The sequence below is a fragment of the Neobacillus nitrireducens genome, from assembly GCF_030915405.1.
GTDB lineage: Bacteria > Bacillota > Bacilli > Bacillales > Cytobacillaceae > Neobacillus.
Window position 1 is genome coordinate 397008 of the sequence record NZ_CP133262.1, and the last position, 15271, is coordinate 412278.

Consider the following 15271-nt stretch of genomic DNA (forward strand, 5'->3'; position numbering starts at 1 on the left):
AATGAGTGAAACCTTTCCCATCATCTTTCCAAACTATTACGATGAAGGAAAAATCGCAGTATACTAACCTTAAAGAAATATTTATACACTAAGACATAACAACAATAAGGAAAGAGGGACTAAAAATGAAAAAAAATTCTGTAGTAATTGCTGGTGGGGGAAGTACTTATACAGCTGGAATTGTAATGATGTTAATTGAAAATCAAGATAAATTTCCATTACGGAAATTAAAATTTTACGATAATAATAAAGAACGTCAAGATATCGTTGCGAAAGCATGTGAAATTATCATTAAGGAACGTGCTCCTAAAATTGAATTCATAGCAACAACAGATCCCGAGGAAGCTTTTACAGATGTTGATTTCGTAATGGCACATATTCGTGTCGGTGGTCTAAAAATGCGTGAACTAGATGAAAAAATTCCATTAAAATATGGGGCCGTTGGTCAAGAAACATGTGGACCTGGCGGCATGGCCTATGGTATGCGTTCAATTCCAGGAGTAATTGAATTAATTGATTATATGGAAAAGTATTCACCGAATGCCTGGATGTTAAACTACTCTAACCCAGCTTCGATTGTTGCAGAGGCAACACGTATCTTACGTCCTAACTCGAAAATCATTAATATTTGTGATATGCCAGTTGCCATTAAAAAATCAATGGCTGACATTTTAGGGTTGGAATCTGAGAATGATATTATTGAACGGTATTATGGACTAAACCATTTTGGTTGGTGGACTGAGCTTTATGATAAAGAAGGCAATGACTTAATGCCAAGATTGAAAGAACATGTAAAACAATGGGGTTATGGGGCTAAAAATGATGGGATTAATAATCCACTGCTAGCGGAATCCAGCTGGATGGATACATTTACTAAAGCTAAGGACGTATACGCTGTTGACCCGGATACACTACCAAATACGTATTTAAAATATTATTTATTCCCTGACTATGTAGTACAACATTCAAACCCAGAACATACACGGGCAAACGAAGTGATGGATCATCGTGAAAAGAATGTTTTTGCCGAATGTATACGAATTGCCGAAGCTGGCACCGCTGAAGGAACAAGTATTGAAGCCGGGGAACACGCGGAATTCATCGTTCGATTGGCAGGAGCGCTTGCATACAACACATATGAAAGAATGCTATTAATTGTTCCTAATAATGGGGCGATTGCAAACGTTGAACCAACTGCAATGGTTGAGATTCCATGTTTAGTAAGTAAAGCAGGTGTGGAACCACTATCTATTGGGACGATTCCTCAATTCCAAAAGGGATTGATTGAACAACAAGTATCAGTAGAAAAGTTAGTCGTTCAAGCTTATTTAGAAAAATCATATCAAAAACTTTGGCAGGCGCTAACATTGTCAAAGACAGTACCAAGTGCGAGTGTTGCAAAAGCAATTTTAGATGACCTTATCGAGGCAAACAAGGATTTTTGGCCGGAACTTTCTTAAGGAAAAAGGGTTTGCTAAACTAGTAGCGGGTATGAGGTGTTTTCATACCCTGTTGCCTGTTTTAATTAAGTTAGGAGGATCTCCTTGTGAATCTTGAAGAGTTAATTAATAAAAATTATGAGTATTTGAGTGATACTGATTTTACTATTGCTAAGTACGTTCTTGCTAATAAAGATAAAATTGGGAACATGGGTATTAATCAGTTAGCTAAAAATAGTTTAGCATCCAAATCATCTGTATTAAGATTTGCTCAAAAATTAGGTTTTAGTGGATATAGTGAATTTAAAAACTTTGTAAAATGGGAAAATGCCAGCCCAAATGAGGAACTTAAACCAAATGAATTGTTTGAACAAGTTCTTTATGATGTCAATAAAACGTTAGACTATTTAAATAGTGTGGACTTTGAACCTATTTATAAAGCAATTGATACTAGTGAAAATATTTATGTCATTTCAACAGGAATAGCCCAGAAAAATCAAGCTGCAGAACTGCAACGATTATTCCTACTTATTGGCAAACCCGTTCAAATTATTCCTGCAATGGCCCACGCAAATGAATATAGGCTTATAATTGAAAAGTTAACTTCTAAAGATTTAATTATTTTGTTTTCGCTATCCGGTGAAAATCCAAACTTACAAGGGTTACTTGATATTCCTGCAGTTAAGGGTGCAAAAATGATTTCCCTTACCAATTTTAAAAGTAATTGGTTGTCAGGACATGCTGATTTTAATTTATATGCTTCCAGTACGATGAATCCTATTCCGAAAAATTGGTGGGTACGATCTGCCTCTTCCTTTTTTATTGTGGTAGAAGCATTGGCATTTGGATATTTAGATTATATAAATAGTAAAAGATAGACATTGAGGTGTGAAATGATGTTTTTTAAGAAGAGTAAAAAAGAAAAAAATATATTCATCCATAGCCCTTTAAAGGGCGAGGTTATTCCATTAGGAAGTGTTCCAGATCCCGTTTTTTCCCAGAAAATGATGGGCGAAGGGCTAGCCTTTATTCCAACTAACGGCGAAGTTTTTTCTCCTGTAAATGGGAAGGTTACACAAGTGTTTCCTACTAAACATGCAATTGGAATGGTAACGGAAGATGGCCTTGAAATGCTATTACATTTAGGACTTGAAACAGTTGAATTAAAAGGTGAAGGATTTAATATCAAAATTAATGCTGGAGATATAGTTAGTGTTAATGACCACATTGGTACTTTTGATCTTTCCTATATTGAGGAGAAGGGAAAAGAAATTATTTCAGTCCTTGTTTTCCCGAATTTTGAAGAAAAAATCTCTGAAATGATTCCGTTAAAGTCAGATGAAGTTGAAAGTGGAACGGAAATTGCTCAATTGATTTTTAAATAACTCAAATTTCATACTTGAAAATCGATTTGTGATGGGGCTCTCAAAAATTTAAGACCCAGCCAAATTCGTAGCTTGAACTGATTTTAAAAAGCGAAACGGCCTCCATTCTTGGTAAGGAAGATTCTCATGCCATAGTTGTTATTTATTTTTGACAACCTAATTCTTAGATCAAAAAGTGAATTTATTAAGTAATAATTAGCCTGTATGATACTTCCTTCATTCAGGCTTTTATTACGTTCCACGGTTTTACGGCGCTTTCCATTTAGAAAAACAGTGGCGCAAAACTAAAAATGAAAGATCTAAAATAAATTGTTCTGCAGCCTAGAAGTCTTGTCATTCAGGATACTTATTTGTTTTGTTCAAAAACTCATACAATACTGTTCAATCAATTCCTGTTAATTAACAAAGTCTTGAGTTACTACATACATTATTTAAAAAAATGGAGTTGATCTTCGTGGCGAGATGGATTGACGTGTCAACATCAAAACACCGATTAAGATTGTATGACGGAAACAGACTGATAAAATCCTATCCGATAGCTACTGGCAAAATATTAACTGCTACACCGTTTGGTACTTACACCATAATAAATAAGCAGCCAAATCCTCCCAGACATGTTTTTGGGGTTTTATGGATGGGATTATCAAGACCTCATTATGGAATACATGGTACAAACAATCCATCATCAATAGGTAAAAGCGTTTCTCACGGTTGTATTAGAATGTTTAATCATGATGTTTTAGAATTATCATCTAGAGTTCCAATTGGTACCAGGGTCATCATTCATAAATAACTCTGTTAATCTCGCTTCTATACTGCATATTTTGTGTCTTATGCAACAACGGCCCAGTTCTTATTGCACTAAACTGGCCCGTTTGCGGAACAAAATTAAAAAGCGCCCTTTAATCAAAATGATTACATGTTAATATTTTACAGGCTAGATATATGTTACAAAACTCGTCCTTTTCTGAACACGCTATTTTTCATGAGGAAAAGGACATTTTTTATTACCATTCATGTCATAAAACCCCGTTCATTTTTCTATGTCTAGTAACCTATTAAAATCTATTTTATGTTACAATGAATTCAAAAGAAAAATTTGAAAAGAGTGATTTTGGTGTTAATTGGATATGCGCGTGTGTCAACGGGATTGCAAAATTTGGATTTACAGATGGATGCGTTAACGCAGTATGGTTGCTCAAAAATTTTCCACGATAAAATAAGTGGAGCAAAAAGACAGCGCCCCGGTTTAGAAAAGGCACTTCAGTATGTACGTGAAGGAGATACAATTGTCGTTTGGCGATTAGATCGCCTTGGTCGCAACATGCAGGACTTAATACAAATTGTAAATACTTTGAACGAACGAGGCATAGGCTTTCACAGTTTACAAGAAAACTTAACCATGGACAAAAGCAATGCAACGGGACAATTGATGTTTCACTTATTCGCAGCTTTTGCAGAATTTGAACGGAATCTGATTGAGGAGCGCTCGGCTGCAGGACGAGCAGCTGCAAGAGCGCGTGGTCGTCTTGGTGGTCGTCCTGAGAAGTATGGACCAAAAGATATTGAAATGATGAAAGCTTTAATTGAAAATGGTACACCGATTAAAGATGTTGCAGAAAAGTGGGGCGTGTCTCGTACAACGATTTATCGCTATTTAGAGAAACAGTAAATCGGATGTGCAAACAAACACTTAAAACACGCACAAAATATCTCCAAAAGTTACAACTTTTAGATACATAGATTTTTAAATTTATAAAGACTTTTGCCCCTTCAGGGGCACGGAAACGATTCTGGATTTCAAGGGCCACTATGGAAAACAAAATCAAATATCAAAATTAGATGTTTAATGTCATAAAATTTTTGGCAGACCTAAATCTATTATTACTGAGGAGTTTAAACAAGCTTATAATCGTTGGAAAATGGGAGAGATGACTGCAGTGAAAGCAATGCAAGAAGCAGGTGTTAAAAAAACAACTTTTTATAAACTAGTTAAGGAATACGTAAGAGAATTAAATAGTATCCAAATATAATAGAAGGAACTCGTCAAAAAATCTTTGCTTATCGAAAGCAACAGGCTTCTTTTTCAACAAACGGGACATTAAGTCCGGCTGACGAAATCCTACCCGATGGGGTGGTGTACATCATGGTGCTTGAGTTGAATAAATATGGCAAGAACGTGATGAAATATAATAAAGATTATTGAGCTAACAGCTGCTTAGTTAAACAAGTATTTGTTTTTTATGGTAACATTCAGTTGGAATTAGGAGTGATTAATAATACAATAGGGGGATTATATGTTAGAAAAAATAAAGGACATTAACCTTGCTCTTAGTAATAAAAGTTATTTATCAGCACTTGCACTGTCTTTAACTTTACCTGATATTTGTGGGCAAATTGAATATCCAGATTTAAAGAAAAAAAATGGAGAACGTAATATAAGAAAACAATATGTAGCATGGTTTGATGATTGGGTTAACCAATATTTTGCAGACAATACAGGTTGGACAGAAGATGGCTCTAAGGCAAATAATCCATATTTTACAGGAGAGATGTGTTATTCTCTACGTTGTTCTTTCTTACATGCTGGAAATTCGGATATAAAAAACTGGGGCGACAAAGAAGACGCAGATTTTCATTATTCATACGAATTTGAATTGGCAGTAGGTGGAGCAGACAAAACTGGTTTATCTTGGGTAAACACAACTAATACAAAAACTACTTATTAGGATTGATCTTTTACAAGTACTTATCTGATAAGTTATTAGAAAAAGTAGTTGAAATAGCTGATGAATCGCTAGAAGAATACAATACACAAGAAAAACAAAATCAGTTATATAGAGAGTTACTAGCAGATGTAGAGATAAAAAATGACTTGATTGAAACGTTAGTGGATACATTGGGTTATGATATTGAACCGGAGTATTTATTCAATGCATTAACCGATCAAGCTAAACAAAACACGTTTCAGTTGAATGACTTGAATAAAGCCTTTATCAATATGTCTACGAAATATGATCAATTTAATGGATTGTTTGATGATGTTGATTTGACATCAAAAAAACTGGGGTCAGATGATCAACAACGAAACATTACCATTACAGAAGTACTGAAGAAACTAAATGATATCGATGTGATAGGACATAATGGTGATGTCATTGGAGATGCGTATGAGTTTCTAATTGGTCAATTTGCCTCAGAAGCTGGTAAGAAAGCTGGCGAATTCTATACACCTTCCGAGGTATCTGACATGATGGCTCGTATCGCTGCAATTGGTCAGGAAGACAAAAGATTGTTTAGCGTATTTGACACAACCATGGGATCAGGTTCCTTGATGTTGAATATCCGAAAATATATTAATAATCCAGAAAGTATAAAGTACCATGGACAAGAACTAAATACAACAACCTATAATCTAGCGAAGATGAACTTGATCTTGCATGGTGTTGATAAGGAGGATATGCGTTTACGTAATGGGGATACATTGAACAAAGATTGGCCGACAGATGAGCCTTATACCTTTGATTCCGTTCTAATGAACCCCCCTTACTCAGCTAATTGGTCTTCAGATGATACGTTCTTAGATGATTCTCGTACGGGAAATTAGCGCCAAAATCAAAAGCAGACTTTGCTTTTCTTTTACATGGTTTCTATCATTTGAAAGATTCGGGAACAATGGCAATCGTCTTACCACATGGGGTACTATTCCGTGGCGCTGCTGAAGGTGTGATTCGTAAGAAATTATTAGAGGATGGTAGTATTGATACCGTAATTGGCATGCCAGCAAACTTATTCTTTGGGACATCGATTCCAACAACCGTCATCATCTTGAAGAAAAATCGTACCACTCGTGATGTGTTATTCATTGATGCAAGTCATGAGTTTACTAAAGTAAAGAACCAAAATAAACTTTCCAAAGAAAATATTGATAAGATTGTCGAAACATATAAAAACCGTAAAGATGTGGAGAATTATGCACATGTCGCTACTTTTGATGAAATCAAAGAAAATGATTTTAATTTGAACATCCCTCGATATGTGGATACCTTTGAAGAAGAAGTGCCTGTTGATATGGCTGCAATCGGCTCAACCATTCAAGACATACGAAAAGAAAAAGCAGAACTAGAATCTAGCCTATATGACATGATTTCTTTGCTACAATTTGATGAAGAAAACACAGACTGGATCAAGGGTGCATTAGAGGTGTTTACTCGTGAAAAATAAAATTACACCAGAAATTCGCTTTCCAGGATATACAGGAGATTGGGAGCAACAAAAGTTAGGGGAAGTAGCAGATTTTTTTGATGAAAAACGAATACCAATTGACTCTGTAAAGCGAATAAAAGGTCAATATCCTTATTATGGGGCAACTGGGATAATTGATTATGTTGAAGACTATATATTTGAAGGAGAATATGTACTCTTAGCAGAAGATGGTGCCAATATTACCACGAGAAACAGTCCAATAGCCTATTTGACTGAAGGAAAATTTTGGGTTAATAACCATGCACACATCATGAAAATGAAGTTGGGGTCTAATATTTATTTAGTACAACTCTTGGAAAAACAAAATTATGATAAATACAATAGTGGAACTGCACAACCAAAGTTAAATGGAAAAGTTGTCAAAAACATAATTCTTAATTTCCCATGTAAAGAAGAACAAACTAAAATTGGGGAATTTTTCAAACATCTTGATAACACTATCGCCCTTCTTCAACAAGAACTAACAACCCTTAAACAAATAAAACAAGGATTCTTGCAAAAAATGTTTCCAAAAGAAGGGCAGTCCGTACCAGAAGTTCGGTTCCCGGGATTTACTGGAGATTGGGAAGAGCGTAAGATTTCGGAAATTGGAAATATTTCTGCCGGTGGGGACATTGATAAATCAAAACTTATTGATGGTGGGAAATTTCCTGTATTAGCAAATGCATTAACAAATGATGGCATTGTTGGCTATTATAACAACTATAAGTCAGTTGCGCCAGCTGTTACGATTACTGGTCGTGGTGATGTAGGACACGCAAAGGCTAGACATGTCAATTTCACAGCTATTGTTAGACTCTTAGTTTTAAAACCTTTTGATGATTTTAATGTTGATTTTTTAGAACCAGCAATAAATAATACTAATATTTTGGTTGAATCAACAGGTGTTCCACAACTTACAGCTCCGCAATTTGGGAATTATAAAATATATTTCCCAACTCTTGAGGAACAAATTAAAATCGGTAATTTCTTTAAGCAACTCGATGAGACTATCGCTCTTCATCAACGCGAATTAGATACCTTAAAGGAAACCCAAAAAGCTTTCTTACAAAAGATGTTTCTATAAGTAAGTAGAGGGAGAAGAAAAATGACAAAGATACCACATAACGATGAAGCTGAAGTGGAACGTCGCCTGATTGAAGTGCTAGGGGAAGGGCATAACCAGTGGAATTGTCGCCCAGATTTAAAATCGGAAGAAGCTCTATGGGAGAACTTGCGTCAAAAAATTACGCAAAATAACTTATCAGAAATTGGGGAACATCCAATTTCTGATAAAGAATTTGACAATATTAAAACAGAATTACTATTGAAAACAAAGACACCCTTTGAGGCTGCTAGATGGCTCAAAGGGGAGAATGGAATCTCTCGCATTACGATTGAACGTGAAGATGTTTCCTTGGGGTCAATGTCATTGGTGTTGTATTCCAACCAAGATATTGGTGGCGGAATCTCTACTTACGAAGTCGTTCATCAGATTGCGAAACAAAAGACAGACGTTGATGGCCGTGATCGTCGATTTGACGTGACACTCTTAATCAACGGGTTGCCAATTGTTCAAATTGAATTGAAGCAGGTCGGTGCCAAAGATGGCGTATTCCAAGCCTTTAATCAAATCAAAAAATACGCAGAAGAAGGAATGTTTAGAAACAATATCTTTTCTACTCTTCAGTTATTTGTCATTTCCAACGAACAAACGACTCGCTATTTTGCCAATGCGATGCCAAAAGACATGCACAAGAAATCTGTTTTCAGTTGGCGAACAACAGACAATCGAAAAGTAGAAAATCTCTATGAATTTGTGAAACAGGTCTTAAATATTCCAGATGCGCATCGCTTGATTGCCCATTATACGATTGTTAGTGAAGACCAAGACAATAAATCCTTAATGGTGTTAAAATCCTATCAAATTCATGCAATTGAAGCCTTGTTTACATCTGCCATGAAACATGAATCCGGATACGTTTGGCATGCGACTGGTTCAGGAAAAACGTTGACAAGTTTTGTGTCTACGAAGTTATTGGCTCGCAAACCAGGTGTAGATCGTACAATTATGCTGGTTGACCGAAAAGACTTAGATAATCAAACAACGTCGGAATTTACCAAATTTGCTTCCGAGTTTAATACCGGTATTTCTTCTGGTAATGCGAAGTCTAATAGCTTGATTGTTGGAACCGGAAGTGCTCCGGAGCTAAGTAATACTCTGCTATCTGATGCCAATTCCAATACAGTAATTATTACCACTCGTCAAAAATTGGAAGCTGCCTTGCGCTATGCTCAAAAACTAGAAGAACAAAAAGGCACTCAGCGCTTTAAGAAACTACTAGGACAACATATTGTGTTTATCGTTGATGAATGCCATCGGGCGTTAAGCGCAGAAGGGATGGAAGCGATCAAGGGATTTTTTCCAAATTCTACATGGTTTGGATTTACAGGTACACCGATATTTGATGTAAACAAGAAACAAGCTAAAGGCCAATTAGCTCGCACCACTCGTGATCAATATGGAGATATCCTGCATCCCTATACCATTAAGAATGCGTTAGATGACGGGGCTGTTTTAGGATTCCAAGTAGAGCATGAGGATACGATTGAACCAACATCATTAAATAACTATATTTTTGCTCAACTGCGTCAACAGGAAAAATACGCTCATTTTAGTGATGATGAAATGAACGACATGATCGATCAAATGGATGGAATAGAAAAAGAAGCATATCTTGGATCATCTTCTTATGAAAGTGATGAACATATTCAAAAAGTTATTCGCAAGATTTTTCGCCCGGATAATGCCTATACCAAATTTGATTTCCAAAATGGTCGCCCGCAAAAGTCCGCTATTTTAACAACAAGTTCCATTGATATGGCGAAACGCTACTATCAGGCAATCAAGGAAATGACGAAAGATCCGGAATGGTTGACGAAGGAATTTGCTGAACATCCGATTCGAACAGGGCGAACGATTGAAGATCCGGACTTCCCACGGATTGCCATCACCTATTCGATGCAAGAAAACGAAGATAATTCTAAACAAAATCAAGATGAAATGTTAGAAATTATCAAGGACTATAACGATTATTATCATACAGCTTGGTCGTTAGAAGATATTGAACGATATAATGGCGATATCAACAATCGTTTAGCTCGTAAGAAGGCAGAGTTCAAAGAATTCGGGAAACAAATTGACCTCGTTATTGTTGTAGAGCGTTTATTGACTGGATTCGATGCTCCAACCGTCCAAACGTTATTTGTGGACCGGAATTTAAGTTATGCCAATCTGATCCAAGCCTTTTCCCGAACAAATCGTACCTATCCAGGAAAGACAAAGGGATTGATTGTGACTTTCCGGAAACCTTGGACAATGGAGCAAAATGTAAAGGATGCCACGAAGTTATATTCTCAAGAACAAGAGGAATCAGAGCTTGTTTATCAATTTATATTCCAATAATTTTTTCTTTTGCTCTTTTTAATATCTGTGGTATATTAATTAAGTAAATTCATTCTATTCTGCAAATGGAAATAATCTGACAACAAAGGGGAAATTGATATGAAGAAGTTTGGTTTATTTAGTTTGTTTTTAATTCTTACTATCTTTATCGCGGCTTGTGGAAGTAGTGACGCAAAAAGCGGGAAAGAGGAAAAGGCTAAGGTGTATAAAGTAGGTGTAGATACGACCTATCCTCCGTTTGAATTTAAAGAAGGAAACGACTATAAGGGTATCGATATTGAGTTAATCAATGCCATTGCAAAAAATCAAGGTTTCAAAATTGAACTTTCACCAATGGATTTTGGTGGTATCATCCCAGCAATGCAAGCTAATCAGCTAGATGTGGCGATTGCAGGAATGAGTATTACAGAAGATAGAAAGAAAATAGTAGATTTCTCCACACCATATTTTGATGCGGGGTTAACATTAATTGTCAAAAACGATAATTCATCGATTAAATCGATCAATGACCTTAAAGGCAAAAAAGTTGCGGTTAAAAAAGGTACTTCTGGTGCAAAATATGCAACAGACAATGCTTCAAAACTAGGAATTTCTGTTGTTCAATTTAATGATAGTCCTGCTATGTTCCAAGAGGTATCTAACGGAAATGCAGATGCTCTAATTGAAGATTATCCAGTAATTTCGTATGCTATTGCCCAAAAAGACCTTGGATTAAAAATCGTAGGTGATCGTTTAAATGGGGATCAATATGGAATCGCTGTTCTAAAAGGAAAAAATACGGATCTTTTGAAAAAAATCGACGCTGGTCTTGCTGAGTTAAAGAAAGATGGAACCTATGATAAAATTATAAAAACTTATCTTGGTGAAAAATAGATTTGTAAGCTAGAGGCGCGCTTATAGCGCGCTTTCTTGTTGAAAGGTGATGATAAGAATGGATATTATTTCTGCGGCTATACCAATGTTATTAAAAGGACTTCAAGTTACTCTTTATATTTTTGTAATTGCAATTATTCTAGGTTTTCTAATTGGTTTAGTCATCGCCTTATTGAGATTGGCTCCAAGTAAGATTTTAAACTGGATTGCAAAGATTTATGTGGATGCAATTCGAGGGACACCATTTATTGTCCAGCTATTTTTTATTTACTTTGGCGTCAATTCTTTACAAATAGTGTCCTTGAACAGCACAACAGCAGGGATCGTCACTGTTGCCATTAATGCTGGGGCGTATTTTGCGGAGATTATCAGAGCGGGAATTCAATCGATTGATAAGGGACAAACAGAAGCGGCAAGATCGATTGGGTTTACAGGTGCCCAAACGATGCGCTATGTGGTGCTTCCACAGGCATTTAGAAGAATGCTACCTACCATTACGAATCAGTCGATTATTAGTTTAAAAGATACTTCTCTTTTATCGGTTATTGGGATTGCTGATTTAACACAGCAAGGGCAAATTCAAGCCTCCGCAACGTTTGAAGCTTTCAAGATTTGGCTAGTTGTGGGTGTTATTTACTTTATTATTATTTATTTATTAACCATTCTAGCTAATTTCATCGAAAGGAGGATTCAGCTTCGATGAGTATGATTACTGTTAAAAACTTAAGAAAATCGTTTGGTAAGGTAGAGGTTTTAAAGGATATTAATGCAATCGTACAAGAAAAAGAGGTAGTTTGTGTTATTGGTCCATCTGGTTCCGGAAAGAGTACGTTTCTTCGCTGCTTAAATCGCCTCGAGGAAATTTCAGGTGGCGAGGTAGTCATTAACGGACAGGATATAACAGACAATAAGATCAATATCAATAAGGTTAGACAAGAAGTTGGAATGGTATTTCAGCATTTCAATCTATTCCCTCATAAAACCGTTTTAGAAAACCTAACGATGGGGCCTATTAAAATTCGTTCGACCGAAAAATCAGCTGCTGAAAAATTAGCCTATGAGTTGCTCGATAAAGTTGGTTTAAGAGAAAAGGCAAATAGTTATCCAGGCGAACTCTCTGGGGGGCAGAAACAACGTGTTGCCATTGCTAGGGCGCTGGCAATGAATCCAAAAATCATGCTCTTTGACGAGCCGACTTCTGCACTTGACCCTGAAATGGTCGGAGATGTATTAGAAGTCATGAAACAGCTTGCTAAAGAGGGGATGACAATGGTGGTTGTTACCCACGAAATGGGCTTTGCACGTGAAGTTGGCGATCGGGTTATTTTCATGGACGGCGGCTATATTGTTGAAGAAAATGAACCGAATGAGTTATTCAGTAACCCTCAGCATAACCGAACCAAAGCATTTTTAAGTAAAGTGTTATAAACGATAAGTTTTTTCAATTGAATAGGAAAATAAATAAGCCATCAAATACTAGTGAGCATAAATCTAGTGTTTGATGGCTTATTTTACTGGTTGGATTATGTAAAGTAGAGTAGAAACTACCTATGTATGGGTATACTCTTTTTGAGATTGTTATTTCATTTGGTGGATATCTCCATAACATTAAAATGAATTTAGACATCTAAGAGGAGTGAAGCTATGAAATGCCCACAATGTGTTTATTCCAACCCAGAGGGAGTGAAGTTCTGCCTAAGCTGCGGTGAAAAATTTATTAAGGGTAACTCGCAAGAGGAGGATAACAGCTTTTTTTATGAGTTTGCCCACTATGTGGACATGGTTCCAAAATTAGAACAATCGGTTGAACCAAAAATGCAAAATATATTTTCTCGTGTTTTCCGAAATCATAGTGAACTAGAAGCTGAGCGGCTGTTTATCGTTGGAACCGCTCTTACGACTCCGAAAATTTCCGAAGTAAAAAGCACATGGCCAAAACCTTGGCTATTTGCAAGGGTGTTCATCATTTCGCTTCTCGCGTTCGTCGGGCTGCACATTGGGTTCAGCTATTTTAGTAATATCAATTTTATACCCGGACTTATTATAGTGGGTGCTTTTGCTGTTCCGTTGACAACACTTATATTCTTCTGGGAAATGAATGCTCCGCAAAATATTGCCTTTTATCGAATTATTTATGTCGTACTCATCGGCGGGATTGTCTCGTTGTTAGTTGCACTTGTCTTTTTTGATATTCTAAAGAATATTATTAATCCGATTACGATTGGAATCGCTGAGGAGCTTGCCAAAACGATTACCGTAATTAGTTTTGTCAAGTATCGAAAATACAGGTATATTCTTAATGGTCTACTCATTGGTGCGGCCGTTGGTGCAGGCTTTGCCGCATTTGAAACAGCTGGCTATGCCTTAAGAGCATTGCTATCCGGGGATACACAAAATCTCTATACCACGATATTATGGCGAGGGCTCTTAGCACCTGGCGGCCATGTCGCCTGGGCGGGCTTAACAGGTGCGGCATTCTGCAGGGTACAAGGGGATCAGCCCTTTAATCTTAACATGTTATTTAGAATTAAATTTTTACGTGTCTTTATCCTCGTCGTATTGATGCATGCGCTATGGGATACTCCCGTAACTGGAATGTTTCCTTATGGCCATATTTTTTTAATGATCACTTCATGGATTGTTGTTTTTCTGCTAATTCGTGCCGGACTTAAGGAGATTAGTGAAAAAATTGAGCTTCAAAAGGATGGTTCTCATAGTTACTGATGTGTTGAAGTTGTCCACGAGAACCTTCCACATAGTCTCAGGGATAAAAAAAAGACCATCTATCAGATGGTCTTTAAACGCGTTTGGTTCCAACGTATCTTGGATGCCAATATGGATTGTTTGTGTTTGTAATCATGACTCCTCTTGATGAAGAAGCCATAATCATTTTTCCATTCCCAATATATATCGCGACATGTGTTGGTCGACTTGCTTTGGTTGGAGCGAAGAACATTAAATCACCCGGTTGGATATAATTATAGATACGATATCCGTTTCCATAATACATTTGAGCGGCGGTACGGTTTAATGTTCTTCCAGCTCTAGCATAAGAATACTTCACGAGACCAGAACAATCAAAACCGTTAGTTGACATACCGCCCCAACGATAAGGTACTCCTAAATTAGACTTTGCAACCGACACTGCCTTTGAATTATAATAAGCTGCTTCCGCTTTATCACCTATGCTAGCAAACAAAGAGCCACAAGAAACGATGATGGTAAATGCTAGAATGAATTTCTTTAGCATGATTGTTACCTCCTAGTGTGATTTGATAGTTTTAATATACTAGAAAGCTGTAACAGAGACGTCTCAGTAAAATTACAATTTCATTACAAAGTTATATTGGAATAATTTTTAGAATAGGAAAAAGTGCATGGGATAAATATCCAAATATTCCGTTTATCGGTTAGCGGATCAGGTTAAGAACCCGAGCTGGTAAGTAGACGGAAAAATTCCGCTTAATTTGTAAATATAATTAAAATAAGCTTAAATAGACGGAGAGATTCCGCCTATTTACTCAAAGTATTCGAAAATGGGAGAATTTGCTTTACATAACCGGAAAAATTCCCCTTATATTCCCCGAAACGAACACCATTCTGCATTTAACCGGAAAATCTCCGCTTATTTTACTTTTGCTGGTTACTCGATTAAGGACAAGACATCTTATTTAAAAGAAAGTGAGTTTTTTCTCGAAAAGCTAATAGAACCTCATTTTGGTGCAAAACGTTGAACCGTATTACCTGTAAGTGAGATTTAATAAAAAGTGTTTTTGTATTCTTAATAAAGAAACTCGCCAATAGTGAGCTATGGCGAGTTTTACTTTTATATATATCAATAACGCTGCCAATACGACTGTCAT

The 15271-nt window shown here is 36.5% G+C and carries 12 protein-coding genes and 2 pseudogenes; 13 read left to right on the forward strand and 1 reads right to left on the reverse strand.

Annotation, left to right across the window (positions count from 1 at the left end; genetic code table 11):
* Positions 1-125: 125 nt before the first annotated feature.
* From RCG22_RS01865 to RCG22_RS01925, 13 genes and pseudogenes are all read left to right on the forward strand, one after another.
* The gene (locus tag RCG22_RS01865) at positions 126-1460 is read left to right on the forward strand and encodes a 6-phospho-alpha-glucosidase (protein ID WP_061810984.1); all 1335 of its coding nucleotides are present in this window, start codon (positions 126-128) and stop codon (positions 1458-1460) included.
* An 86-nt stretch (positions 1461-1546) separates the two neighbouring features.
* A complete protein-coding gene (locus RCG22_RS01870) occupies positions 1547-2317 on the forward strand; it encodes a MurR/RpiR family transcriptional regulator (protein WP_251461274.1) in 771 nt (256 codons plus the stop codon).
* A gap of 15 nt (positions 2318-2332) precedes the next feature.
* Positions 2333-2824: a PTS sugar transporter subunit IIA gene (locus RCG22_RS01875; protein WP_061810986.1), complete on the forward strand. Its 492-nt coding sequence runs from the start codon at positions 2333-2335 to the stop codon at positions 2822-2824.
* Positions 2825-3278: 454 nt separating this feature from the next.
* Entirely contained in the window at positions 3279-3617 is a 339-nt protein-coding gene (locus RCG22_RS01880; protein ID WP_251461276.1) for a L,D-transpeptidase, read from the forward strand.
* A 324-nt stretch (positions 3618-3941) separates the two neighbouring features.
* Entirely contained in the window at positions 3942-4496 is a 555-nt protein-coding gene (locus RCG22_RS01885; protein WP_308105479.1) for a recombinase family protein, read from the forward strand.
* 625 nt (positions 4497-5121) lie between these two features.
* Entirely contained in the window at positions 5122-5553 is a 432-nt protein-coding gene (locus RCG22_RS01890) for a hypothetical protein (protein ID WP_308105480.1), read from the forward strand.
* Positions 5535-7048, forward strand: a pseudogene (locus tag RCG22_RS01895) (type I restriction-modification system subunit M); the annotation flags it as partial. The gene RCG22_RS01890 and the pseudogene RCG22_RS01895, both read left to right, overlap by 19 nt.
* Positions 7038-8156: a restriction endonuclease subunit S gene (locus tag RCG22_RS01900; RefSeq protein ID WP_308105481.1), complete on the forward strand. Its 1119-nt coding sequence runs from the start codon at positions 7038-7040 to the stop codon at positions 8154-8156. The pseudogene RCG22_RS01895 and the gene RCG22_RS01900, both read left to right, overlap by 11 nt.
* A gap of 21 nt (positions 8157-8177) precedes the next feature.
* Positions 8178-10517: pseudogene (locus tag RCG22_RS01905) on the forward strand (HsdR family type I site-specific deoxyribonuclease); the annotation flags it as partial.
* Between the two features lie 117 nt (positions 10518-10634).
* A complete protein-coding gene (locus RCG22_RS01910; RefSeq protein ID WP_308105482.1) occupies positions 10635-11408 on the forward strand; it encodes a transporter substrate-binding domain-containing protein in 774 nt (257 codons plus the stop codon).
* 58 nt (positions 11409-11466) lie between these two features.
* Positions 11467-12111, forward strand: a complete 645-nt coding sequence (locus RCG22_RS01915; RefSeq protein WP_098259884.1) for an amino acid ABC transporter permease — start codon at positions 11467-11469, stop codon at positions 12109-12111.
* Positions 12108-12836 (forward strand): amino acid ABC transporter ATP-binding protein, encoded by a 729-nt coding sequence (locus tag RCG22_RS01920; RefSeq protein WP_098259885.1) that lies wholly within the window; start codon positions 12108-12110, stop codon positions 12834-12836. The genes RCG22_RS01915 and RCG22_RS01920 overlap by 4 nt, the downstream gene beginning before the upstream one ends.
* Positions 12837-13052: 216 nt before the next feature.
* Positions 13053-14132: a PrsW family intramembrane metalloprotease gene (locus RCG22_RS01925; protein WP_308105483.1), complete on the forward strand. Its 1080-nt coding sequence runs from the start codon at positions 13053-13055 to the stop codon at positions 14130-14132.
* 73 nt (positions 14133-14205) lie between these two features.
* Here the strand turns inward: RCG22_RS01925 and RCG22_RS01930 are convergent, their stop codons facing one another.
* Complete coding sequence (locus tag RCG22_RS01930; RefSeq protein WP_308105484.1) at positions 14206-14658, reverse strand: C40 family peptidase; 453 nt, start codon at positions 14656-14658, stop codon at positions 14206-14208.
* Positions 14659-15271 lie beyond the last annotated feature (613 nt).